The 22,194-nt window shown below is 66.2% G+C and carries 19 protein-coding genes; 6 read left to right on the top strand and 13 right to left on the bottom strand.

Going from position 1 to position 22,194, the window contains the following annotated elements:
• The first annotated feature begins 69 nt into the window (after nucleotides 1–69).
• A complete protein-coding gene (locus ACVWZ5_RS05760; RefSeq protein ID WP_062572847.1) occupies nucleotides 70–945 on the top strand; it encodes an AraC family transcriptional regulator in 876 nt (291 codons plus the stop codon).
• Nucleotides 946–1,168: 223 nt separating this feature from the next.
• Here the strand turns inward: ACVWZ5_RS05760 and ACVWZ5_RS05755 are convergent, their stop codons facing one another.
• The 6 genes from ACVWZ5_RS05755 to ACVWZ5_RS05730 form a co-directional block, all read right to left on the bottom strand.
• Nucleotides 1,169–3,571: a TonB-dependent siderophore receptor gene (locus ACVWZ5_RS05755; RefSeq protein WP_084942959.1), complete on the bottom strand. Its 2,403-nt coding sequence runs from the start codon at nucleotides 3,569–3,571 to the stop codon at nucleotides 1,169–1,171.
• A 123-nt stretch (nucleotides 3,572–3,694) separates the two neighbouring features.
• Complete coding sequence (locus tag ACVWZ5_RS05750) at nucleotides 3,695–4,666, bottom strand: FecR family protein (protein WP_457340465.1); 972 nt, start codon at nucleotides 4,664–4,666, stop codon at nucleotides 3,695–3,697.
• Nucleotides 4,663–5,214 carry an RNA polymerase sigma factor gene (locus ACVWZ5_RS05745; RefSeq protein WP_028689541.1) on the bottom strand — a complete coding sequence of 184 codons (552 nt, stop codon included), beginning with the start codon at nucleotides 5,212–5,214 and terminating at the stop codon, nucleotides 4,663–4,665. The genes ACVWZ5_RS05750 and ACVWZ5_RS05745 overlap by 4 nt, the downstream gene beginning before the upstream one ends.
• 4 nt (nucleotides 5,215–5,218) lie before the next feature.
• Nucleotides 5,219–5,545, bottom strand: coding sequence for a DUF3325 domain-containing protein (locus ACVWZ5_RS05740; protein WP_062572843.1), 327 nt, complete (start codon nucleotides 5,543–5,545; stop codon nucleotides 5,219–5,221).
• Complete coding sequence (locus ACVWZ5_RS05735) at nucleotides 5,545–7,107, bottom strand: PepSY-associated TM helix domain-containing protein (RefSeq protein ID WP_457340464.1); 1,563 nt, start codon at nucleotides 7,105–7,107, stop codon at nucleotides 5,545–5,547. The genes ACVWZ5_RS05740 and ACVWZ5_RS05735 overlap by 1 nt, the downstream gene beginning before the upstream one ends.
• Nucleotides 7,104–7,409: a DUF3649 domain-containing protein gene (locus ACVWZ5_RS05730; RefSeq protein WP_028689538.1), complete on the bottom strand. Its 306-nt coding sequence runs from the start codon at nucleotides 7,407–7,409 to the stop codon at nucleotides 7,104–7,106. Before ACVWZ5_RS05730 ends, ACVWZ5_RS05735 begins: the two co-directional genes overlap by 4 nt.
• Nucleotides 7,410–7,588: 179 nt before the next feature.
• Here ACVWZ5_RS05730 and ACVWZ5_RS05725 point away from each other — a divergent pair, with 179 nt between their 5' ends.
• From ACVWZ5_RS05725 to fecA, 3 genes are all read left to right on the top strand, one after another.
• Nucleotides 7,589–8,083: a sigma-70 family RNA polymerase sigma factor gene (locus tag ACVWZ5_RS05725; protein ID WP_084942951.1), complete on the top strand. Its 495-nt coding sequence runs from the start codon at nucleotides 7,589–7,591 to the stop codon at nucleotides 8,081–8,083.
• A gap of 228 nt (nucleotides 8,084–8,311) precedes the next feature.
• Nucleotides 8,312–9,238, top strand: coding sequence for a FecR domain-containing protein (locus tag ACVWZ5_RS05720; protein ID WP_062572840.1), 927 nt, complete (start codon nucleotides 8,312–8,314; stop codon nucleotides 9,236–9,238).
• Between the two features lie 121 nt (nucleotides 9,239–9,359).
• Nucleotides 9,360–11,669: a TonB-dependent Fe(3+) dicitrate receptor FecA gene (gene fecA, locus ACVWZ5_RS05715; RefSeq protein WP_186599287.1), complete on the top strand. Its 2,310-nt coding sequence runs from the start codon at nucleotides 9,360–9,362 to the stop codon at nucleotides 11,667–11,669.
• A 112-nt stretch (nucleotides 11,670–11,781) separates the two neighbouring features.
• Here fecA and ACVWZ5_RS05710 read toward each other — a convergent pair whose 3' ends face one another.
• Nucleotides 11,782–12,264, bottom strand: coding sequence for a glutathione peroxidase (locus tag ACVWZ5_RS05710; RefSeq protein WP_062572838.1), 483 nt, complete (start codon nucleotides 12,262–12,264; stop codon nucleotides 11,782–11,784).
• Nucleotides 12,265–12,410: 146 nt separating this feature from the next.
• Nucleotides 12,411–12,896, bottom strand: coding sequence for an FKBP-type peptidyl-prolyl cis-trans isomerase (locus ACVWZ5_RS05705; RefSeq protein ID WP_028689533.1), 486 nt, complete (start codon nucleotides 12,894–12,896; stop codon nucleotides 12,411–12,413).
• Here ACVWZ5_RS05705 and ACVWZ5_RS05700 point away from each other — a divergent pair.
• Both ACVWZ5_RS05700 and pta read left to right on the top strand, forming a co-directional pair.
• Nucleotides 12,895–13,197 (top strand): DUF3565 domain-containing protein, encoded by a 303-nt coding sequence (locus ACVWZ5_RS05700; protein WP_062572837.1) that lies wholly within the window; start codon nucleotides 12,895–12,897, stop codon nucleotides 13,195–13,197. The two genes, ACVWZ5_RS05705 and ACVWZ5_RS05700, sit on opposite strands and share 2 nt — an antisense overlap.
• Before the next feature lie 32 nt (nucleotides 13,198–13,229).
• Nucleotides 13,230–15,320, top strand: a complete 2,091-nt coding sequence (pta, locus tag ACVWZ5_RS05695) for a phosphate acetyltransferase (RefSeq protein WP_062364613.1) — start codon at nucleotides 13,230–13,232, stop codon at nucleotides 15,318–15,320.
• 117 nt (nucleotides 15,321–15,437) lie between these two features.
• Here the strand turns inward: pta and ACVWZ5_RS05690 are convergent, their stop codons facing one another.
• From ACVWZ5_RS05690 to ACVWZ5_RS05670, 5 genes are all read right to left on the bottom strand, one after another.
• Complete coding sequence (locus ACVWZ5_RS05690) at nucleotides 15,438–16,157, bottom strand: OmpA family protein (protein WP_028689530.1); 720 nt, start codon at nucleotides 16,155–16,157, stop codon at nucleotides 15,438–15,440.
• Nucleotides 16,158–16,252: 95 nt separating this feature from the next.
• Nucleotides 16,253–16,897, bottom strand: a complete 645-nt coding sequence (locus tag ACVWZ5_RS05685; RefSeq protein ID WP_457340463.1) for an MBL fold metallo-hydrolase — start codon at nucleotides 16,895–16,897, stop codon at nucleotides 16,253–16,255.
• Between the two features lie 105 nt (nucleotides 16,898–17,002).
• On the bottom strand, nucleotides 17,003–17,695 hold the full coding sequence (locus tag ACVWZ5_RS05680) for a sensor histidine kinase (protein WP_062364614.1): 693 nt from the start codon (nucleotides 17,693–17,695) through the stop codon (nucleotides 17,003–17,005).
• A complete protein-coding gene (locus ACVWZ5_RS05675) occupies nucleotides 17,692–19,299 on the bottom strand; it encodes a response regulator (protein ID WP_028689527.1) in 1,608 nt (535 codons plus the stop codon). Before ACVWZ5_RS05675 ends, ACVWZ5_RS05680 begins: the two co-directional genes overlap by 4 nt.
• 157 nt (nucleotides 19,300–19,456) lie before the next feature.
• On the bottom strand, nucleotides 19,457–22,174 hold the full coding sequence (locus ACVWZ5_RS05670; RefSeq protein WP_457340462.1) for a LuxR C-terminal-related transcriptional regulator: 2,718 nt from the start codon (nucleotides 22,172–22,174) through the stop codon (nucleotides 19,457–19,459).
• Nucleotides 22,175–22,194 lie beyond the last annotated feature (20 nt).

Genomic DNA, 22,194 nt, shown 5'->3' with positions numbered 1-22,194 from the left:
CGCTTTTCCTCCCCTGCTAGCTGCCATCCCGACGCCAGCGCAGTACGATGGCCAGCAGAGGAACCGCCCATGCCCCCACTCGATCACCTGCAGGTCTTCAACGTCCTGAACGCCTCGCCCCACGCCCGGCTGGAGCTGAGCGCGCACCTGGGCGACGGGCTGGCGGCGGCCTTGTGGAGCAACCGCGACGATGCCCGCGACTACCAGGCGCCCAGCCATCACACGCTGTCGTGCTACATCGCCGACGGCACCGGCACCTTCCGCCGCCAGCGCCCCAGTGATCGCGGCGCGCCGGACAAGCTGTGCGTGATGCCCGCCGGCCATGAGTCGAACTGGATAATCAACGGCTCGATCCGCCTGGCCCACCTGTATATCAGCGAGGAACAGTTCGCCCTCGGCTGCACCCGCCTGCTGGACCGCGAGCCGCGGGAGATGCAATTGCACGAGGCGACCTTCCTCGACGACCCGCAGCAGGCCCGACGCTTTCGCGAGCTGATCAGCCTGGACTGGGCCGAGCCCGGCGAGCGCCTGCTGGCCAGCAGCCTGGCCCACGACATCATCGACCACGCCGTGCTCAACCAGGTCGGCCTACGCCAGGGGCTGAAACTCAAGGGCGGGTTGGCACCGCACCAGCGCCGGCAACTGGCGGACTATATCGAGGCCAACCTCGACCAGCCGCTGACACTGGGGGAGCTGGCGCTGCGCTGCAACCTGTCCGAGTACCACTTCGCGCGGATGTTCCGGGCGAGTTTCGGCCTGCCGCCGCATCAGTACCTGCTGGCTCGACGGCTGCAGCGGGCGTGCCGGTTGCTGCGCCTGGGCACCTTGCCCCTGGGCGAGGTGGCGTTGTTGTGCGGGTTTGCCAGTGCCAGCCATTTCAGCAACCGGTTCAGGCAGGCGCTGGGGGCGACGCCGGGGGCGTATCGGGCTGCGTTCGCCAGTTGAATCCTGGGGCCGCGCTGCGGCCCATTCGCGACACAAGGCCGCTCCCACAGGAGAATGCTGTCCCCTGTGGGAGCAACTGTCTTCTTTGTGGAAGCTGACCCGGCCATGCCGGGCATCGCCAGCAAAGCTGGCTCCTACAGGTTTGGAGTGAAGCTCAGGCTTGGCGCGGTCCATGTGGGAGCGGCCTTGTATCGCGAAAGGACCGCAAAGCGGTCCCGGCGATTTAAAACTCTAAGGTACTCGACAAGCTCACCTGCCGCGCATCCCCAATCGCGACGAAATACCGGTTCACCGCCGAGCTGTAATACACCTTGTCGAACAGGTTCTTCACGTTCAACTGCAACCGCACCTTGTGCTCGTCCAATTTGGTTTCGTAGCTGGCAAAGGCATCCGCCACGGTATAAGCCGGCAGGTCGAAGTCATTGGTGGCGTTCCCCGCACGCTCCCCCACATAGCGCGCACCGGCCCCAAGTCTCAGGCGATCACCGCCGAACAGGCTGCCATAGTCATACACCGCCGACAGCGAACCACTGTGCCGGGCGACGTTCTGCAGTCGATTGCCCTTGAGCTGCGGATCCTTGGTCACCTCGGCGTCGGTGAAGGCGTAGGCGCCGATCAAGCTCCAGCGCTCGCTGAGCTGGCCGGTCAGGTCCAGCTCGACGCCACGTGAGCGCACTTCGCCTGCATTGCTGTAGAGAATGGTGCCCGGCTGGGTGTCACCATCGGCCACCAGCACGTTGCGCTTGGTGATGTCGAACAACGCCAGGGTACCGGTCAACGCCCCCGGCACATCGAGCTTGGCCCCCAGTTCCCACGACTTGCCCTCCTCCGGCGCTATACCTGAGTCCAGGGTCAGGGTGCGGCCACCGCCGAGGCTCAACGGGGCGATGGTCGAGTTGGGCTTGAACGACTCGCTGTAGCTGCCATAGAACGACAGCTGGTCATCGACCTTGTACACCACGCCCGCATGGGGCACCCAGGTCTGGTCGCTGGTGTCGGTGTTGACGTTGAACGGGCGGCCGCGACCGGCGTACTGGTCGTACTGCTGGAAGCGCCCACCGGCCACCAGGATCCAGTGCTCGTCCAGGTGCCAGGCGTCCTGCAGGAACAGCGAGTCGGTGCGCAGCTTGTCGGTCTGGTCGCTGTCGCTGGCGCGCACGTTGGTGCCTTCCACTTCGCGGCCATAGACCGGATTCAGGTAGCTGAAGCTCGAGCGGCTGGTCTGGCGGATCAGGTCGGCGCGGTAGACCTTGCGGTCCTCGTGATCGACACCGACCACCAGGTCGTGACGCATGCCCGCCAGTTCGACGCTGCCGTTGAGGCTGAGGGTGGCGAACTGATCACGGCTCAGGGCGCCCTGGGTGCCGTCGATGCTGCGCGACAGCGTGCCCTTGCTTTCATCCACGCCGGTCACGCGGACCTGGCTGGCATCGTAGGTCTCGCGGTTGAAGCTGTAGCCGAAGTGCAGCTTCCAGTCATCGTCCAGGCGATGATCGACCTCCAGGCGGTACAGGTCGGAGCGGCCCTCCATGTCGTTGAACGGCTCGTCGAGGCGGCGGGTGGCGGGAATGTTCAACGGGTGGCCGTCGCTGCCGAAGGCGGTGCCGCGGTCGAACGGGTAGAGAAACTCGCGGTGCTCATAGGCCAGCACCACCTGGGTGTCCTCGCCGTACCAGGCCAGCGACGGGGCCACCAGCGACTCGCGGTGCACGCCGTAGTTGCGCCAGTAGTCTTCGTCCTCGTGATCGACGATCAGACGGTAGGCGAGGTTGCTGTCACCCAGCGCCCCGGTGCTGTCCAGGCCGCCGCCGCTGCCGTTCTTGCCGCTGCCATAGGTCGAGCCGCGCAGGGTCAGGGCGTTGTACTGCTGCAGTTGCGGGCGCTTGCTGACCACATTGATCACCCCGCCCGGGTCCTGGATGCCATACAGCAGCGAGGCCGGCCCCTTGAGCACCTCGACCCGCTCGGTGCTGGCGTTGAGGGCGCGGCCCTGCACGATCGGCATGCCGTCGCGCATGATCGAGCCATCGCGGTTGTCGCCGAAGCCGCGCTTCATCACGGTGTCGGCGGTGCCGCCGAAATTGTTGCCCTGGGTGATGCCACTGACGTTGTACAGCGCATCATCCAGGTTGCGCGGCGCCTGATCGCGGATCACCTGGGCCGGGACCACGTTGACGGCCTGGGGGATGTCCAGCGTCGCGCCTTGGCCGCGCATGATCGCGGCGCTGGCCGGCGGCTGGTAGCTGTAGTCGTCCAGCTGCGAGTTGATGGTGGTGGCCTGCAGGTTCAGCGCGCCGGAGCTGTCGACCGGCTCCAGGGTCAGGGTGCGGACGTCGAGGCGGCGCCAGGCCAGGCCCGAGTTGCCGAGCAGCTGCTGCAGCGCCTGGTCGGCGTCGAAGGTGCCGTTGAGTGCCGGGGCCTGCACATCCGGCAGGGCCAGGGTGTAGACCACGCTCTGCCCGGTGGCGCGGCTGAAGGCGTTGAGTGCCTGGGCCAGCGGCTGGCTTGGCTGGGCGAAGCTGTAGACCTGGCTCTGCTGCGCGGCCAGGGCCTGGGGCACGATGGCGATAGCGGGCAGGGAGCAGAGGCCGAACCAGAGCGGGACGCAACGCGGGGTGAACTTCATGGACGCGGACCTGTGAGAGGGATGAACGTTTGCGAATGAATCGCACTTCCACTCACTACACGGATGCCGTGGCGGGATACCTCATCACCTGATCGAAAAAATTTTGCGGCACTGGCGCACAGTTCAACGCAAGACGGTCAACCGCCCCAGCACTGTCTGCCGCGAGAAGCCCATCACCTTGCCCAGCGAATCCAGTGCGGCCAGCGGCTGCGCCACCGGGAAACTGCCACTGACCCTGCGTTGCCCCAGCTCCCCGTCGAGCAACAGGATCCGCCCGGGGTAGTAACGCCCAAGGTCCTCGATCACCTGCGCCAACGGCACCTGGTAATAGTTCAGCCAGCCCTGGCGCCAGGCCAGGCGGCTGTCGCTGTCCACCGCCTCGACCTCGCCGGCCACGCCGCCGGCATAGGCCAGTTGCTGATTGGCCGTCAGCTCGCGGGCAACCTGTCCTTCGGCCGTCGCCACCGCCACCCGCCCGCTGCGCACGGTGACCTGGGCACCCTCGCCCTGCTCGCGCACCTCGAACTGGGTTCCCAGCACCCGCACTTCCCCGCCCTGGGCATCCACCAGGAATGGCTCGCCAGTATGGGTCACCTCGAAGAACGCGGCGCCGCGCAGCAAGCGCACGCGCCGCTCGCCCTGGGCGAAATACACCGCCACGGCCGTGCCGGCATCCAGGGTCAGGCGCGAACGGTCGGCCAGGGTCACCTGGCGCACTTGCGCGCCGCTGGAGTAGTCGGCACGCAGGTCCTGCAGCCAGAACTGCGGCTGCCAGCCCGCCGCGTAGCCGAGCGCCAGCACAAGGCTTGCCGCCACCGCCAGGCCGCGCCAAGGCCGCCTGCGCGCGGGCCGGCGCATGGCGTCGAGGTACTGTTGCAGACTCGATTGCTCCTCGGCCGCCAGCCGCGCCGCCGGCGCCTCGCTCAAGCGCCACAGCGCCTGGGCCTCGGCGTAGGCCTGGCGATGGGCCGGGCTCTCCAGCAGCCAGCGCTTGAACGCCGCGCCCTCGGCCTGCGCCGGCTGCTGCTGGATGCGCCCGAGCCAGCGCAGGGCGGCTTGGGACTGTGCGGCAGTGATCGGCTGTTCAAGACTCATCGACGGGCGCTCCCTGGCCGGCGTAGTGGGGACGCGGGTTCGGCGACGCTCGCCTTGCACGCTTCGAGGGCGCGCATCATATGCTTTTCCACCGCGCTCTGGGACAACTGCATGGCCTTGGCGATCTCGCCGTAGGTGCAGCCGTGGATGCGGTTGAGCAGGAAGATCTGCCGGGTGCGCTCGGGCAACGCCCGCAGGGCCGCCTCGATACGCTGCAGGTCATGGTCGACCTCCAGGGCCTGCTCGGGGAGCTGGCTGCCCTGCGGCTCGTCGAGGTCGTGCAGGCCTTCGGCGGCGCGGTCGCGGCTGCCTTCGCTGCGCAGGTAATCGATGGCCAGGTTGCTGGCGCTGCGCAGCAGGTAGGTGTCGAGCGCCTCGACCTTCACCTCGGGGCGCCGCCAGAAACGCAGGAACAGGTCCTGGACCAGGTCCGACGCCGTGGCGCGGCAGCCGACGCGCCGGCTGACCAGCGCCTCCATGCGCGCGCGCTGGGCCAGGAACACCTGGAGAAAACGCGCCCGACCGCCGCCGGCTTCGGAGTCGCTCAAGGACCTAGACCGCCAGCATGGCCAACAGCGGCCCGAGCACCAGACTGGCGAGCGCCGCCCCCAGCAGCAGGCGCGGCTGGTAAGGCAGGCCGAACACCCACAGGGTCACGCCGGCCATCAGCACGGCGATCCACTCCACCAGGCCCAGGGCCCAGCCGCGCCCGTGCACGGCGAGGACCAACGACAACAGCAACAACACCCAGCCCGCGACTTTCAGGGCTCGCAGTTGCCGACTCGTGGGCTTGCGCCCGAGCAGGTCGTTGAAGTGCTTTTCCATGGCCAGGCACAGGCCGGCGAAACCGGCGAAGCCCATCAGCGCGACCCCCAGCATCAGTTCGCCTCCACGGTCGTGGCGGTGCGTGGTGCACGCTTGGCGACCGGCTTGGGCGCACGCAGCATCTTGCCGGCAGCCCAGGCCAGGAACACGCCGGTGGCCAGCGCCGTCAGGTCGAAACCGGCCATCGCCCAGTCACCCGCGGCGATGGAGTGATCCAACCCCTTGTCAGTGGTCAACGCGTTGAGCACCGGTAGCGAGGCGAACGCCAGTGCCCCCAGGGTCAGTTGCTCGCCCCAGGCGCGGCGCCCGCTGCGCAGCATGGCGTGGAGCAATGACGCGCCCCAGGCCAGGAAGAAGGCATTGATCTCCCAGTCGGCCCGTCCGGCCATGGCCGTCGGCAGCAGGCGATTGGCCCAGAAGAACGCCGCCACGCCCAGCAACAGGCCGCTCATGCTGGCGATATTCAGCACTTCCACCAGGCGCAGCTCGCCGGGCATGCGCTCGCTCTTGGCATGCTTGAGCTGGCGCTTGCCCAACCACATCACCAGGCCCGTGCCGATCACCGCCGTGCCGGCCACGCCGAAGGCGAAGTACAACCAGCGCAGCCAGGGCCCGGCGAAGTTGCCCATGTGCAGGCCGACAAAGGTAAAGGAGGTGGCCATCGCCACGCTTTCCGGCGCGCCGCGTCGCAGCAGCTCGCCACTGACGCCATCGAAGGTCCAGGTGGCGCTGCGCTGGTAGGCGACGCTGTCGGCCGAGGCGCGGGTGAAGGTGACCCGGGCGTTGCGGTCGCCTGGGTTGTGCACCTGGATGTAGCCCATCCGCGCGCCCGGCGCCTGTTCCTGGACCTTGGCGTACAGTTCGGTCAACGGCGCCAGCGGCGCGGCCTGGGCCACCGCCTCGGGCACCTCGTCGCGGCCGAACACATCGTTGAAGTAGCCACTGCTGTCGCCATAGCTGGCCAGGATACTGGCCGGCATGACCATGTACATGAAGATCACCAGGCTGCTATAGCTGATCATCAGGTGGAACGGCAGCACCAGCACGCCGATGGCGTTGTGGCCATCGAGCCAGGAACGCTGGCCCTTGCCCGGGCGGAAGGTGAAGAACTCCTTGAAGATCTTCTTGTGGGTGATGATCCCGGTGACCAGCCCCAGCAGCATGATGAAAGCGCAGAAGGTCGACAGCCAGCGGCCCCAGGGGTGGGGCATCTGCAGCTGGAAGTGGAAGCGGTAGAAGAACTCGCCGCCACGGCTGTCACGGGCCTCGACCGCCTCGCCGGTGCGGGCGTCGAGTTCCTTGTCGGTGAAACCCCGGCGCCCACCGCCGTTCGGGTCGCGCCAGCTGACACTCAGCGCCGCCTCGCGCTCGCTGGGCAGGCGGACGAACCAGGTGCTGGCGTGACCGGCATTGGCTTCCAGGTAACGCTGGGCCAGGCCGAGGCTGCGTACCGGGTCGAGCGGATGGCTCTGCACCTCGGGCCGGGTCCAGTGGCTGATCTCCTCCTTGAAGTACGACAGCGTTCCGGTAAGGAAGATGGCGAACAGCAGCCAGCCGAAGATCAGGCCGGTCCAGGTGTGCAGCCAGGCCATGGCCTGGCGGAAGCCTTCTTTCATGGCAGGTTCATCCAGTAGGCCAGCACGTTGATCAGCCCCAGGGCCAGGCTTGGCAGCAGCACGCCCAGCCAGGCGCGCCAGGCGCTGCGGCAGGCGAAGCACCCGATGAAGGCGATCAGGTAGAAGACGAACGACAGCATCATCCCGGTCATCGTCGCGTCGGCCTGGGTCATCGGCGCAAGCAGGGTGATGCAGACACTGGCCATCGACGCCAGCAGGTAGCCACCCAGCAGCGCGGCCAGGCTGCGTGAGGTCACGGCCAGGCGGTAGCTCAGGGGAAGGCCGGCGGCTTTGCTCTTCATGGCGAGGGTCCGGGGATTGGGAGTGCAATACTAATGATTTCAATTCTCATAAGCAAAGCATGCAGGCACCAGCGGTACGCATGCCTTGCGGCGGCAGTGATTGCCGAACACCGGCGGCATGAATACAATGCGAACAATTCTTACTTCCAGTTGCGCCTTCTGGCGCCGGAGTCGTATCGGTGTCCAGTGCCCTCTCTTCCACCGTCGAAGGCCTCTACCACGCCCATCACAGTTGGCTGACCGGATGGCTGCGACGACGCCTGGGCTGCCCGCAGAGCGCCGCCGACCTGGCCCAGGACACCTACCTGCGCCTGCTCCAGGCCCGCGAGGCGCCGCAGCTGATCGAGCCCCGTGCCTTCCTCACCACCGTGGCCAAGCGCGTGCTGTGCAACCACTTCCGCCGCCAGGAACTGGAACGCGCCTACCTCCAGGCCCTGGCCCAGCAGCCCGAGCAGGTGGCGCCCAGCGAGGAAGACAAAGCCCTCATCCTGGACACGCTGCTCGAACTCGACCGCCTGCTCGATAGCCTGCCGCCGCTGGTCAAGCGCACCTTCCTGCTGGCCCAGGTCGATGGCCTGGGCCAGGGCGAGATCGCCCGCGAGCTGGGCATTTCCCTGGCGACGGTCAAGCGTTACCTGCACAAGGCGGCCTTGCGCTGTTATTTCACCCTGTGAATCCTACCTTTCGAGGTTTTGCGATCTTTTGGATATGAACGCTCCAATTCAAGATTGCTGGGGCTGCTTTGCAGCCCTTTCCAACCGGTCCGACGCATCGGCAAGGCCCGTTCCTTCAAGGAGCGCGGTCGCCTGTAGGAGTGGCCTTGTGTCGCGAAAGGGTCGCAAAGCGACCCCGGCAAATCCAAGCCGGACGCCAATTCTCAATACGCTCAAAGGGCTGGCCCCGTGAACGCAGCCTTTTCCTCGCAAATCGCCGAACAGGCGGTGCACTGGCTGATCGAGTCGCAAAGCGACGACTTCGACCAGCACCAGGCCCTGGAGCGCTGGCTGCAGGCCGACAGCGAACACCAACGAGCCTGGGCCCATATCCAGCAGGTCAACCAGCGTCTGCGCGGCGTCGCCGCCCCGGTGGTCCACGCCACGCTGCAGGCGCCGCCTTCTCCGGCCAGGCGTCGCGCCCTCAAGGCGCTGCTGCTGGCAGGGGTGGCCAGTGCAGCCGGGCTCGGCCTGCAACAACACAATCCGCTACCTGGACTGATGGCCGACTACCGCAGTCCGATCGGCCAGCGCCGCCGCCTGGCCCTCGACGACGGCAGCCTGTTGCACCTGAACACCCGCAGCGCCGCCGATGTGCGCTTCGACGGCCGGCAGCGCCTGGTGCGCTTGCAGGAAGGCGAGCTGCTGCTGGAGGTGATCAACGATCCACGGCCACTGCGCCTGGCCACGGCCCAGGGCGAGCTGCATCTGCACAGCGGACGCTTCGACGTCCGTCAGTTCGACGGTTTCAGCCTGGTGTCGGTGTTCAGCGGCAGCGCCAGCGTGGCCGGCACACCTTTGTTGGCCGGGAATCAGGCGCGTTTCGCCCAAGGCGGCTGGCAGGCGGTTGCACCGCTGGACCCCAACCGGGCGGCGTGGGTGGAAGGCATGTTGGTGGTGTCACAGATGCGCCTGGGTGACTTTCTCGCCGAACTGTCGCGGTATCGACTCGGGCAGTTGGGATGCAGCGAGCGGGTGGCCGATCTACGGATTTCCGGATCGTATCCGCTGGCAGACAGTGAACGGATCCTGGAGATGCTGGAAGTGACGCTGCCGGTGAAGGTGCGGCGATTCACCCGGTACTGGGTGTCGCTCGAGGCGGCGTCAACGGGCTGAGAGGCAAGCCCGCTCCCACTAATCCCGACTGCAACCCGAATTTATTTCATTTCTGTTGAGCCATTTCCCGAACCTCGCGTGACAGAGAAGACAGAACCCCTTGTCACAGGACCTCCGTCACATGCCCCTGCGCCTCAGCCCCCTCGCCTACGCCCTGCTCCTCGCCACCCCGCTCGCCCTGGCCGGCGAATCCCGCGACTACCACATCGCCCCCGGCACATTGGAACAGGCACTGAACCAGTTCGGTCGCGAAAGCGGCGCGCTGATCTCGTTCAGCCCAGGCCTGACCCAGGGCCTGAGCAGCCCCGGCCTGGAGGGCCAGTACGAGGTCGGCCAGGGGCTCGATGCCCTGCTGCGCGGCAGCGGCCTGCAGGCACGCCAGGAGACCGACAACGCCTACAGCCTGCAACCGCTGCCGGCCACGGTCGGCAACGCCCCGGTCGAGCTGGGCGCTTCGACCGTGGTCGGCGACTGGCTGGCCGAGGCCCGCCAAGACAACGTCTTCGAACACCCCGGCGCCCGCGACGTGGTGCGCCGCGAGGCATTCGAACGCAGCGGCGCCAGCAGTGCCCGCGAAGTGCTCAACCGCATCCCCGGCGTCAATGCCCCGGAAAACAACGGCACCGGCAGCCACGACCTGGCGCTGAACTTCGGCATCCGTGGCTTGAACCCGCGCCTGGCCTCGCGCTCCACCGTGCTGATGGACGGCATCCCGGTGCCCTTCGCGCCCTATGGCCAGCCGCAGCTGTCGCTGGCGCCGATCAGCCTGGGCAACATGGACGCCGTGGACGTGGTGCGCGGCGGCGGCGCGGTGCGCTACGGGCCGCAGAACGTCGGCGGCATCGTCAACTTCGTCACCCGCGCCATTCCCGAAGAAGCCACTTTCAAGGCGGCGATGCAGAACCAGATCAGCCCGTCGTCCAGCCAGGATGGCCTGAAGAACAGCGCCAACCTGCTGGTCGGCGGCAGCAACGCCAACGGCCTGGGCGGCGCCCTGCTCTACTCCGGCACCCGGGGCAGCGACTGGCGCGAACACAGCGACACGCAGATCGACGACCTGATGCTCAAGGGCAAGTTGCAGCTCGATGAAGCCAACAGCCTGCATGCCATGGCCCAGTACTACGAGGGCGAAGCCGAAATGCCCGGCGGCCTGAGCACTGCCGACTTCGACGCCGACCCGTACCAGTCGACCCGCCTGAAGGACAAGTTCTGGGGCCGCCGCACCCTGTTCAACCTGGGCTACGACTACAAGCAGGACGACCGCCAGTTCAGCGTCAACAGCTTCTTCACCAAGACCCTGCGCAGCGGCTACCTCGACCAGGGCAGCTTCGTCTCGCTGTCGCCGCGCGAGTACTGGGTGCGTGGCATCGAGACCCGCTTCTCGCAGGGCGTGGCCCTGGGCGACAGCTGGCACGAACTGGGCATCGGCTACCGCTACGTCAACGAGGCCGGCCACGAACTGCGCTATCGCGAGCCGGTCAACGGCGCCCTGCCGACCACCGCCAGCCGCAACGACCGCGACACCCGCGGCAGCACTGAAGCCCATGCCATCTACCTGGACGACCGCATCGACATCGGCCGCTGGACCATCACCCCGGGCATCCGCTACGAGATGATCGACTCCGAGCAGAGCAACAAGCTCAACGGCCAGCAGTACCAGGGCAGCTACAATACCGCCCTGCCGGCCCTGAACGTGATGTACCACCTCACCGACAACTGGAACCTCTACGCCAACACCGAAGGCTCGTTCGGCAGCGTGCAGTACAGCCAGATGCCCAACCGGGTCAGCAGCGGCGAGGTGAAACCGGAGAAGGCGCGCACCTGGGAAGTCGGCACCCGCTACGACAATGGCGACCTGCAGGCCGAGATCGGCGCCTTCCTGATCAACTTCGACAACCAGTACGAAAGCAACCAGACCAACGACTCGGTGATCGCCCGCGGCGAGACCCGCCACCAGGGCATCGAGACCAGCGTGCGCTACGCCCTCGACGGCTTGAGCCCGGTCTTGGCCGGTTTCGACGTGCACGCCGGCTACGCCTTCGTCGATGCCACCATCCGCGAAGACGGCCCGAACAAGGGCAACCAGGTACCGTTCTCGTCCCGTCACAAGGGCACGCTGGGGATCGGCTACACCGAAGGCCCGTGGCAGTTGAATTTGGACAGCAGCTTCCAGAGCAGCCAGTACGCCGACAATGCCAACACTGGCAGCGAGAGCGCCGACGGCAGCACCGGGCGCATCCCCGGCTACATGCTGGTCAGCACCCGCGCCGGCTATGACTTCGGCCCGCAGCTTTCTAACCTGAAGGTAGCGGTGGGAGTGAAGAACCTGTTCAACCGCGAGTACTACACCCGCTCGTTCGACGACAACAACAAGGGCAAGTACGTGGGTGAGCCGCGAACGTTGTATGTGCAGACGTCGGTAGCGTTCTGACAGACCGGGGCGGGAAATCGCGACTTTCGCCGTCCCCTGTATAAGCGGCCTTGCCGCTCATACAGGGGATGTGGTGTGGCCTGAAGAGCGTGTATTCGGCAAATAGCGCAAATCAGGCCAGCGCCTTCTCGATCGCCTGCACCACGGTCGGATCATCCGGGGCGGTACGCGGGGCGAAACGCGCCAATACACGGCCATCCTTGCCAACCAGGAACTTCTCGAAGTTCCAGGTGATATCGCCGGGGAACTCGGCCCCTTCACCCGCCAGCAGGCGGTACAGCGAATGACGCTGCGGCCCGTTGACCTCGAGCTTGGCGCCCAGCGGGAAGCTCACCCCATAGTTGAGGCTGCAGAACGACTGGATCTCCTCCTCGCTGCCAGGTTCCTGGCCGGCGAACTGGTTGCACGGCAGACCCAGCACATTGAAGCCCTTGTCCCTGTAGTCCTGATAAAGGTTCTCCAGGGCCTTGTACTGCGGGGTCAACCCGCACTTGGAGGCGACATTGACCACCAGCACCACTTGGCCCTTGAACGGGGCCAGCGGCAGGTCCTCGCCGTTCAACGCCTTCAACGTCAGGTCGTGAAATGCACTCATGATGAAATCCCCTCTCAGGTTCCCGATTGCCGCTGGGGCGAATCTCGCCCACTAAAAAGGCGCGCGGCCAAACCGTCCACCCTCCTGAGGAGGGCAAGTCCGGCTTGCCCGAGCGCCTGGCGACTCTCTGAGCTTAGCGCAGAAAATCAGTGGTGATGGCCACCTTCGCCGTGGATGTGGCGGTGAGCGATTTCTTCTTCGCTGGCCTCACGCACGTCGACAACCTTGACCTTGAAGTTCAGGCGCTGGCCAGCCAGCGGGTGGTTGCCGTCTACGGTCACGTCGTCGCCGTCGATGTCGCGGATGGTGACGATCTGCATCTGGCCGTCCGGCGCCGAGGCGTGGAACTGCATGCCGACTTCCAGCTGGTCGACGCCTTCGAACATGCTGCGGTTCAGGGTGCTGACCAGTTCGGCCGAGTACTCGCCGTAGGCGTCTTCCGGTTCGATGGCAACGGTCAGCTCGTCACCGGCCTGCTTGCCTTCCAGGGCTTTTTCCAGGCCCGGGATGATGTTGGCGGCACCGTGCAGGTAGACCAGCGGCGCACCACCGGCGGAGCTGTCGATGACCTCACCTGCGTCGTTGGTGAGGGTATAGTCGATGGAGACAGCCTTGTTGGCGGCGATCAGCATGGGGCAAGACCTTTTGCAAAAGAATGTAGAACGGACAAGTGTAACCAACGCATCGACCGATTGCGAACGCGACTCGGACCAAGGGCCGCCCATCAGTCGGATCACCGGCTTCCACCTCGACGAAGAGGGTCATTGGGTGGTCGAGCTGTCCTGCGGCCACACCCAGCACCTGCGCCACCAGCCGCCGTGGCAGGCCCGGCCCTGGGTGCTCGATGCCGACGAGCGCGCCCGGCGCATCGGCCAGGTATTCGCCTGCGGCTGGTGCGCGCAGGGGGCGGTTAGCGATACCCTTGGCCGCTGAATTCCTTGCACCGCTTATTTCGAGAAGCACGCATGCAGACATTTTTCATCGCGCCGACCGACTTCGGCGTCGGCCTGACCTCCATCAGCCTGGGCCTGGTGCGCACCCTGGAGCGCGCGGGGCTCAAGGTCGGCTTCTTCAAGCCGATCGCCCAGCCGCACCCAGGCGACACCGGGCCGGAGCGTTCCAGCGAACTGGTGGCCCGCACCCACGGCATCAAGCCGCCCACGCCCCTGAGCCTGGGGCATGTCGAGCGCATGCTCGGTGACGGCCAGCTCGACGAGCTGCTCGAGGAGATCATCCGCCTCTACCAGCAGGCCTGCGTCGGCAAGGACGTGGTGGTGGTCGAGGGCATGGTGCCGACCCGCCATGCCAGCTATGCCGCCCGGGTCAACCTGCACCTGGCCAAGAGCCTGGACGCCGAGGTGATCCTGGTGTCGGCACCGGAGAACGAGGTATTGAGCGAGCTGTCCGGCCGCGTCGAGCTGCAGGCCCAGCTGTTTGGCGGCCCGCGGGACCCGAAGGTGCTCGGTGTGATCCTCAACAAGGTGCGCACCGACGAAAGCATGGCCGACTTCGCCACGCGCCTGCGCGAGCATTCGCCGCTGCTGCGCGGCAACGACTTCCGCCTGCTCGGCTGCATCCCGTACCAGGCCGAGCTCAACGCCCCGCGAACCCGCGACGTGGCCGAGCTGCTCGGCGCCCAGGTACTCAACGCCGGCGACTACGACCAGCGGCGCATGAGCAAGATCATCATCTGCGCCCGCACCGTGGCCAACACCGTGCCACTGCTGACCTCCGGCACCCTGGTAGTGACCCCGGGCGACCGTGACGACATCATCCTCGCCGTGTGCATGGCCGCGATCAACGGCGTGCCCCTGGCCGGCCTGCTGCTGACCAGCGACAGCAAGCCCGACCCACGCATCCTCGAGCTGTGCCGCGGCGCCCTGCAGGCCGGCCTGCCGATCCTCTCGGTGAGCACCGGCTCCTACGACACCGCCAACCAGCTCAACTCGCTGAACCGCGAGATCCCGGTGGACGACCGCGAGCGCGCCGAGTTCATCACCGACTTCGTCGCCAGCCAGTTGGACGCGGCCTGGCTGCACCAGCGTTGCGGCACGCCACGGGAACTGCGCCTGTCACCGGCAGTGTTCCGCTACCAGTTGATCCAGCGCGCCCAGCAGGCCAACAAGCGCATCGTCCTGCCCGAGGGCGCCGAGCCCCTGCTGGTGCAGGCCGCCGCCCTGTGCCAGGCCCGTGGCATTGCCCGCTGCGTGCTGCTGGCCAAGCCCGAGGACGTGCAGGCCGTGGCCCGCGCCCAGGGCATCAGCCTGCCGCCGGACCTGGAGGTGCTCGACCCCGAGCTGATCCGTGGCCGCTATGTCGAACCGATGGTCGAGCTGCGCAAGAGCAAGAACCTCAACGCGCCGATGGCCGAGCAGCAGCTGGAAGACCCGGTGGTGATCGGCACCATGATGCTGGCCCTCGGCGAAGTGGACGGCCTGGTCTCCGGCCTGGTGCACTCCACGGCCAACACCATCCGCCCGGCCTTGCAGCTGATCAAGACGGCGCCGGGCAGCAGCCTGGTGTCGTCGGTGTTCTTCATGCTGTTCCCCGACCAGGTGCTGGTGTATGGCGACTGCGTGATGAACCCGCATCCCAGCGCCGCCGAGCTGGCCGAAATCGCCCGGCAGAGCGCCGAGTCCGCCGAATCGTTCGGCATCGCGCCACGGGTGGCGATGCTCAGCTATTCCAGCGATTCGGCGGCCAGCGACGAGGAGGTGGAAAAGGTACGCGAAGCCACGCGCCTGGCGCAGCAGGCCGAGCACGACTTGCTGATCGACGGGCCGTTGCAGTACGACGCCGCCGCCAACCCCGAGATCGCCCGGCAACTGGCGCCGTCGAGCCCGGTGGCCGGACGTGCCACGGTGTTCGTGTTCCCCGACCTGAACACCGGCAACACCACCCACAAGGCGGTGCAGCGCAGCGCCGACTGCGTCAGCCTCGGGCCGATGCTGCAAGGTCTGCGCAAGCCGGTCAACGACCTGCCCCGTGGGGCGCAGGTGGACGATATCGTGCATACCATCGCGTTGACGGCGATTCAGGCCAGTACCGAACGCTAGAAAGCATCGCGGGGCAAGTCGCATCGGCGCACCGCCGCTCCCACGCCATGAGTGGATGGCGTGGGAGCGGCGGTGCGCCGATGCGACTTGCCCCGCGATCGGTTGCAGCCAGGCGACTTATGGATACTGTTGCACAGTCCCCTGCTGGTCATACTGCTGACCCGGGATCGGCTTCAGGTTGACCTCGACGCGGCGGTTCTGCGCACGGCCATTGGCATCGGCGTTGCTGGCGATCGGCTGGTCCGGCCCCATGCCACGCACGCTGACCCGCGACGAATCCACGCCCTGGGAGGTCAGGTAGGTGCTGACCGCCTGGGCACGACGCTGGGACAGGTCCATGTTGTGCTGGCGGCTGCCAGTGCTGTCGGTGAAGCCCACCACCTCGATGGTGTTCTGGTTGAACTGCTTGAACGAGTTGGCCAGGTTGTTCAGCGGCGAGTAGAAGCTTGGGGAAATGTTCGCCGAATCGGTGGCGAAGGTGATATTGCCCGGCATGATCAGCTTGATCTGGTCGCCCTGGCGCTGCACCTCGACGCCGGTGTTGGCCATCTTGGCGCGCAGCTCGGCTTCCTGCTTGTCGGCGTAGTAGCCGTAGCCGGCGGCGGCGGCGCCCACCGCAGCGGCGCCGATCAGCGCGCCTTTGCCACGGTTGTTGTGATCGATGGCGGCACCGGCAATGGCACCGGCCAGCGCGCCCAGGCCACCGTACTTGGCGGTCTTGCTCATCCCTGTGGAGCCCTGCGCCTGTCCCTGGTTGTCATACGGGTTGGGGCTGGCACAACCGGACATCAGGGCGGCGGCGGTAGCGACGATAATCAGACGACGCATGGTGAACATGGACAAGCTCCTACTGAAATTCAAAAGTGCAGCGGATCACCTACGGATCTATGCCAGCCTTGGATTGCAGCGCGGCGGAAAAATTCCATGAAACCTCAGGCGCGCACGAACGGATTCTCGCGCATCTCGTCGCCGAGGCGGGTGTCCGGGCCATGGCCGGTCACCACGATGGCGTCCTCATCCAGGCGGTACAGCCGTTCCTTGATGGAACGCACGATAGCCCGCTGATCGCCACCCCACAAATCGGTGCGCCCGACACCGCGACGGAACAGGGTATCGCCGGCGATCAGCAGCTTGTGTTCGGCGAACCAGAAACTCATCGAGCCCGGCGTATGCCCTGGAGTATGCAACGCCACACCGCAGCCACAGGCCAGCTCTTCGTCGTCGCTCAGCCAGCGGTCCGGCGACGGCACCGGCGTGTAGGGCATGCCGAACATCTGGCACTGCATCTCCAGGTTTTCCCACAGCGACTGGTCGGCCTTGTGCAAGTGCAGCGTGGCACCGGTCAGTTCCTTGAGCTTGCCCGAGGCGAGGAAATGGTCGAAGTGGGCATGGGTGTGGATGATGCTCACCAGGGTCAGGCCATGATGCTGCAGGCGGGCGAGGATCTTCTGCTCGTCCCCGCCCGGGTCGACGACGATGGCCTTTTTGCTGAGCGGGTCGCCGATCAGGGTGCAGTTGCACTGCAGCGGGCCGACGGGGAAGGTTTCGCGGATGAGGGTTGAAGGTAGAGCGTTCATTGTTGGCCTGGAGAAATCACGGATGTCCGACAAGACTATCGCCAGGCCTGCGGTATGCCAACTCGTGATCAAAGCCTCTGAAAGACCTGACGAACGCGGCAGATCTCAAGGCAGGTACAACCGGAACAACCCGCCCCCCAGTGTCCCGCCATTGGCAATCTCGATCCGCCCGCGAACCCCGTTGCGCTCGTGCAGCGCGGCAATTCGCGCGGCGAAGTACAACCCCAGCCCGGTGCTGCCGCTCTGCGAGTCGATGCCCTGCACATAGTCGTGCTGGCGTTCGAGCATGCGCTGTGGATAACCGGCGCCGTCGTCGTTGACGCTGATCACCAGTTGCTCGCCCTCTTCCTCGATGCTGATCAGCAGGGCATGGCCGGCATAGCGGATGGCGTTGGTGAGCACATTGGCCACCACCGAGGCGACCAGTTCGCGGTCGAAGAAGCCCAGCGGGCTCTCGGTCTCGATGCGCCAGGTGGCAAGGATGTCGCGGTGTTTGATCACCTCTTCCTGGGCCGCCAGCTGGGCCTCGAGGAAGTCGTCCAGCTCGTGGTAGTCCGGGCAGATGGGCAACTGGTTGACGCCCAGCTTGTACAGCCCCAGCAACTGCACGAGCATCCCGTTCAGGTGGCTGAGCTCATGCTCCACCACGCCTTGCTCGGTGCCGCCGCGCAGCGCTTCGGGCAGGCGCGCCAACCATTGGCTGTGGGCATGGGTGAGCGCCGAAAGGGAGTTTTTCAGGTCGTGCACGGTGGAGGCGATCACCGTGGAGAAGTCCAGCCCCTGGTTGTCCTGGTTCATGCGCCGAAGACCCGGATGTGCAGTTTGCGGTAGCGGTCATAGCGACTGTCGCTGGCGGGAATGCCGGCCACGCTGGTGAGGCAGTCGCGGCACTCCTGCATCAGTGCCGGCGGTGGCGTCTCGCCGCCGATACGCAGCAGGGCCTGGGCGGTGTTCAGGGCAATGCTGATGTTCTTCGGCTGCAGCGACAATGCCTTGCGGAACATGCCCAGCGCTTCGTTGAGCTGACCGCCCTGGTAGCTGCGCACACCCTGGCGGTTGAGGTCCACGGCTTCGGTCACCGCCCCCAGCACCAGCGGATCGTCGGTGAGCTTGGCGACACTCTGCATGACCTTGGGGTCGTCGCCGTAGGTTTCCACACACCCCTTGAGGATCGAGGTACCCGCCGCGTCCTGGCCAAGTTGCTGCAGCTGCCTGGCCACCGTCAGCGCCGCCTCCACGGAGAAGAACTGGTCCATCTTCTCCAGACGCTGCATGGCCTGCTCAGTGAGCTTGGCGGCGGTTTCTGGATCGCCTGCCTGCTGCAGGCTGGCGGCCTTCATCAACCGCGCACGCACCTGCAGGCCCTGGTCCTCGACGTTCTCCTTGGCCACCTCGCTGAGCACGGTGTTGATCTCGACCCGGGTACGGGCATCGAGACCGTTGCCGCTGTTCTTGTTCATCAACGCCTGGACCAGCCCCAGGTTGCTCTCGGCGTCCTTGTAGCGCGAACTCTGCCCCTGGTTCACCGCATGGCGATAGGCCTTGGAGGCGCTTTCGAAGTCGGCGTTGTCCAGTGCCAACTTGCCCAGCGCGGCCTGGCGGCGCACGGCGAGCGGCGACAGGCGCACCGCCTCCTCGAGCATGTGCTGGGCACGCCGGGTCTCACCCTGGGCCACCAGCACCTCGGCCATGCCATCGTACAGGTTGGGCATGATCGGGAAGGCCTTGAGGGCCTGCTCGTAGACACCCTGGGCCTGGGCGTTCTGCCCGCGCTTGTGCAGCAGGCTGCCGAGCGCCGCGTAGACCCAGGGCTGCGGACGACTGGCGAGGATGTTCTTGAGAAACTTCTCCAGCTCCTCGAAACGATTGAGATCGCGCAATGCGTCAGCGCGGTAGCGCAGGCACAGCGGGGCGAAGCGCGGGTCTTTCTTGCACAACTCGGCACAGGCGGCGAGCACTTCGGCCGGACGGCTGCGGTCGAGGGCCTGGAGAATCGGCTTGAGCAGCGTCTTGCGCTGGGTCAGCTTCTCCAGGCGCTGGGCCAGGCCGACCCGGTTGAAAGGCTTGGTCAGGTAGGCATCGGGCTCGTGCTCGATGGCGCTGAGCACGATGGACTGGCTGCTTTCGGCGGTGACCATGATGAACACGCATTCATGGCTGATCAGCTTGTCGAGGATCAAGTCCTCGAGCACCTGCTGGCCGTTCTTCTTGCCGTCACCCAGGTGGAAGTCCTGGAGGATGAAGTCATAGCGCTTCTGCCCGCACATGCGCAGCGCCTGTTCGCCACTGTCGGCGGTGTCGACGTCGCGCACGCCCAGCTCGCGAAGCATCGAACGGGTCGAGGTGCGGAAGTCGGTGAAGTCGTCGACGATCAGAAAGCTTTTTTGCCCATACTGCAGCATCAACACGACCTGTATTGAAAGAAGTGGAAAGTGGCGCGTGGCGATGCATACCGCCGAGATCTGTATCGGCAGTGGGTCGGGAAAGATGAGCCCGGAAAGATGATGCCGCAAGATGGCCTTGTGCCGCTATCTTAGCGGCCAAGCCCGTCCCAGGCCACTAGACCAGCAAGCCGAGAGACTTGGCCCTTGCCACCGCCTGAGTGCGACGCTCCACCCCAAGCTTGCTGTTGATGTGACTGGCGTGGGTCTTGACCGTGTGCAGGGAGATGAACAGGCGCTCGCTGATCTGCTGGTTGGAACAGCCCTGGGCGATCAGCTCCAGCACGGCGAACTCGCGACTGCTCAAGGTCTCGGTAGCGCCGCCCCCAGCGATCTGGGCCTGCGGCAGATGGGTCAGCAAATCGCTCTGGACCGGGCAGGCCGCACGCCCTGCCAACTGCTCCCGCAGCCAGTGCGAATGTTCTTCGATCAAGCGCTGGAAGGCCTGCAGGGCGCCCCCCTGTGCCGCCTCCAGTGCCTGCGTCAACAGCCTGCTCGCTTCGGCTTCGCGCCCTTCGGCCAGCAGCAAGGCGATCAATTGGCACTGCGCGCTCACAACCAGCGTCATGCCACCGCTGGCCTGCCCCCGTTCAACCAACGTGCGCAGCCGTGCTTCGGCATCGCTGGGGCGAGCCAGGACCCGTTCCAGCAAGGCCTGCTGCAACTCGATATGCAATGCCAGCAGCGGGTGGAACTCCGGTGCTGCCGCCGGCTGCTCGCCACCGTAGGTCTGCCCCAGACGCAGCAGCCAGGACTCGGCCAGGTCCGTGCGCCCCTGGGCCAGCCAGAGCTCACACTTCACCAAGGTGATCATGGCCAGGTAGAAGATCGGCGGCACGTCCCAGATATGCATCAGCCGCTCCGCCTCGGCCAGTTCCGAGAACGCCTCGGCAAAACGCCCTTCGCGACCGTCCAGCGAGGCGATCACGCAATGTCCGATCAGCACGCTGATGTCGCGACAACTACGCGCCTCACTGAGTCCGGCGCGCAAGCGCGCACGGCCTTGGGCACAATGCAGGCGGGCTGCCAGCAGATACCCCTCGTACAAGGTCAGGCGCGCGCGCACGGCATACAGGCGCTGCCCCGAAAGGCCCTGCAACCGCTGCAATCCCTCGCGCACTTCATCAAGGGCGCGTAATACCTCGCCGCGGGCGTGCAGCACCCGCGCCCGGTCGTAATGGGCCAGGGCCTCGAACAGCGGGTTGCCGACACGTTGCGCCAGTTCAAGCGCCTCGCGGTTCCAGCCCCGCGCCCGCCAGAAATCGCCATCGGCGATGGCCAGGTTCGACAGGGTCGACAGGCACACCAGCCGCTGGCCGTAGCGCTTGTTCGGCAGGCTCTGCAGCGCCTCGCCGCAGTAGGCAATTGTCCGCTCGCGATCGCCGCGACCACGGGCGATGACCCCGCTCAGGGCCAGCCACTGGGCCAGCATCGACTTCTGGGCGGTGGCCGATGGCGCAGGCAGGAAGCGGCTCAGGTAGGCCGCCAGTTCCTCGGCGGCGTCCAGCTGGCAGGCAAGGCCCAGGGCCCAGCTGTACAGGACAATCAGCCTGGGCGTGCTGATCAACAGGCTATCGGGCAGGTCCATTTTCCAGCGCAGCAACATGCCGACATTCTGCTCCGCCAGCAGTTGCTCCTCGGACAGGCTCTGCACCAGGTCAGCCGCAACATCCAGGAGGCCGGCACGCAGAGCTTGCTCGACCGCCTCATCCAGCAGGCCCTGCCCTTCGAACCAGCGGCAGGCACGCAGGTGCAGCCCCGCCAATGGCTCAGTGGCCTGGCGGCTGCGCAGCAGGTCGGAAAACAGGTGATGATAGCGGAACCACAGCCCGTGCTCGTCGAGCGGTACCAAAAACACCTGGTGGGCCTGCAGGAAGCTCAGGATCTCGCCGCTGTCATGGCGCTCGCGCAGGGCGTCACATAATTCGGCGCAGAAACGCTCCTGGCAGGCAGTCTCGTAGAGAAACGCCTGCACGGGGGCCGGCAGGATGTCGATGACTTCCTCCAGCAGGTAGTCGCGGATAAGCCCTTCGCCGCCATGCAGCGCCTGGGGCAAGGCGTGGTCCTCGCCGGACTCGCTGGCCGCCAGTTGCCAGAAACGCAGCCCTGCCACCCAACCGTCGCTGCGCTGGATCAGGTTGTCCAGGGCTTGGCCGCGCAAACCGGTGGGTTGGCGGCCGATCACGGCCAGCGCTTCATCGGGGGTCAGGCGCAGGTCCTGCTCGTTGAGTTCGACCAGTTGGCGCGACAGGCGCAGGCGCGCCAGGTGCCAGTCGGGCCGCTGGCGGCTGGTGACCAGCAGGACCAACCCGGCCGGCAGGTGGTTGAGGAAGAACTGCAGGCAACGATCGAGCACCGGCCCCTGGGCCAGGTGGTAGTCGTCCAGCACCAGCAGCAACGGCGTGTCCGGTTGCAGGTAGAGCGCGAGTTCATCAAGCAGGCCGTCGAGCCACTCTTCGAAGGCGAAGGGTTGATGCCTCTGGCGCATCTTCAAAAGCCCCAGGGCCTGGCCGCCAAGTGCCGGGCAGAACTGCTGCAAGCCTTCTAGCAAGCGTTCGAGAAAACGCCCCGGATCAGCATCGCGCTGGCTCAAGCCAAGCCAGAGGCTGCGCCAGTGGCTGGGCAGCGCCTGGCAGAACTCGATGGCCAACGAACTCTTGCCAAACCCCGCCGGTGCATTCACCAGTAACAGACGCCCCCCCAGGCCACTTTGCAGGCGCTGGCACAGGCGTGCTCTGGGGACGTGCGCTTCCGGCAGCGGCGGCCGGAAGAAACGCCCATCCAGCAGGCCCAAGGCCTGGCTGGCGACTCCGTGGGTACGGGACAGGTCTGTCATGGCCGGCTCGTTCTGATTGG

Source organism: Pseudomonas sp. TE6283 (genome assembly GCF_054060555.1).
This window is presented reverse-complemented; position numbering and strand designations above follow the sequence as displayed.

Coding starts and splice junctions, on each gene's coding strand:
- ACVWZ5_RS05760 (WP_062572847.1), top strand. CDS start 70: ATGCCCCCACTCGATCACCTGCAGGTCTTCAACGTCCTGAACGCCTCG.
- ACVWZ5_RS05755 (WP_084942959.1), bottom strand. CDS start 3,571: ATGAAGTTCACCCCGCGTTGCGTCCCGCTCTGGTTCGGCCTCTGCTCC.
- ACVWZ5_RS05750 (WP_457340465.1), bottom strand. CDS start 4,666: ATGAGTCTTGAACAGCCGATCACTGCCGCACAGTCCCAAGCCGCCCTG.
- ACVWZ5_RS05740 (WP_062572843.1), bottom strand. CDS start 5,545: ATGCTGGGGGTCGCGCTGATGGGCTTCGCCGGTTTCGCCGGCCTGTGC.
- ACVWZ5_RS05735 (WP_457340464.1), bottom strand. CDS start 7,107: ATGAAAGAAGGCTTCCGCCAGGCCATGGCCTGGCTGCACACCTGGACC.
- ACVWZ5_RS05730 (WP_028689538.1), bottom strand. CDS start 7,409: ATGAAGAGCAAAGCCGCCGGCCTTCCCCTGAGCTACCGCCTGGCCGTG.
- fecA (WP_186599287.1), top strand. CDS start 9,360: ATGCCCCTGCGCCTCAGCCCCCTCGCCTACGCCCTGCTCCTCGCCACC.
- ACVWZ5_RS05710 (WP_062572838.1), bottom strand. CDS start 12,264: ATGAGTGCATTTCACGACCTGACGTTGAAGGCGTTGAACGGCGAGGAC.
- ACVWZ5_RS05700 (WP_062572837.1), top strand. CDS start 12,895: ATGGGGCAAGACCTTTTGCAAAAGAATGTAGAACGGACAAGTGTAACC.
- ACVWZ5_RS05705 (WP_028689533.1), bottom strand. CDS start 12,896: ATGCTGATCGCCGCCAACAAGGCTGTCTCCATCGACTATACCCTCACC.
- pta (WP_062364613.1), top strand. CDS start 13,230: ATGCAGACATTTTTCATCGCGCCGACCGACTTCGGCGTCGGCCTGACC.
- ACVWZ5_RS05690 (WP_028689530.1), bottom strand. CDS start 16,157: ATGTTCACCATGCGTCGTCTGATTATCGTCGCTACCGCCGCCGCCCTG.
- ACVWZ5_RS05685 (WP_457340463.1), bottom strand. CDS start 16,897: ATGAACGCTCTACCTTCAACCCTCATCCGCGAAACCTTCCCCGTCGGC.
- ACVWZ5_RS05680 (WP_062364614.1), bottom strand. CDS start 17,695: ATGAACCAGGACAACCAGGGGCTGGACTTCTCCACGGTGATCGCCTCC.
- ACVWZ5_RS05675 (WP_028689527.1), bottom strand. CDS start 19,299: ATGCTGCAGTATGGGCAAAAAAGCTTTCTGATCGTCGACGACTTCACC.
- ACVWZ5_RS05670 (WP_457340462.1), bottom strand. CDS start 22,174: ATGACAGACCTGTCCCGTACCCACGGAGTCGCCAGCCAGGCCTTGGGC.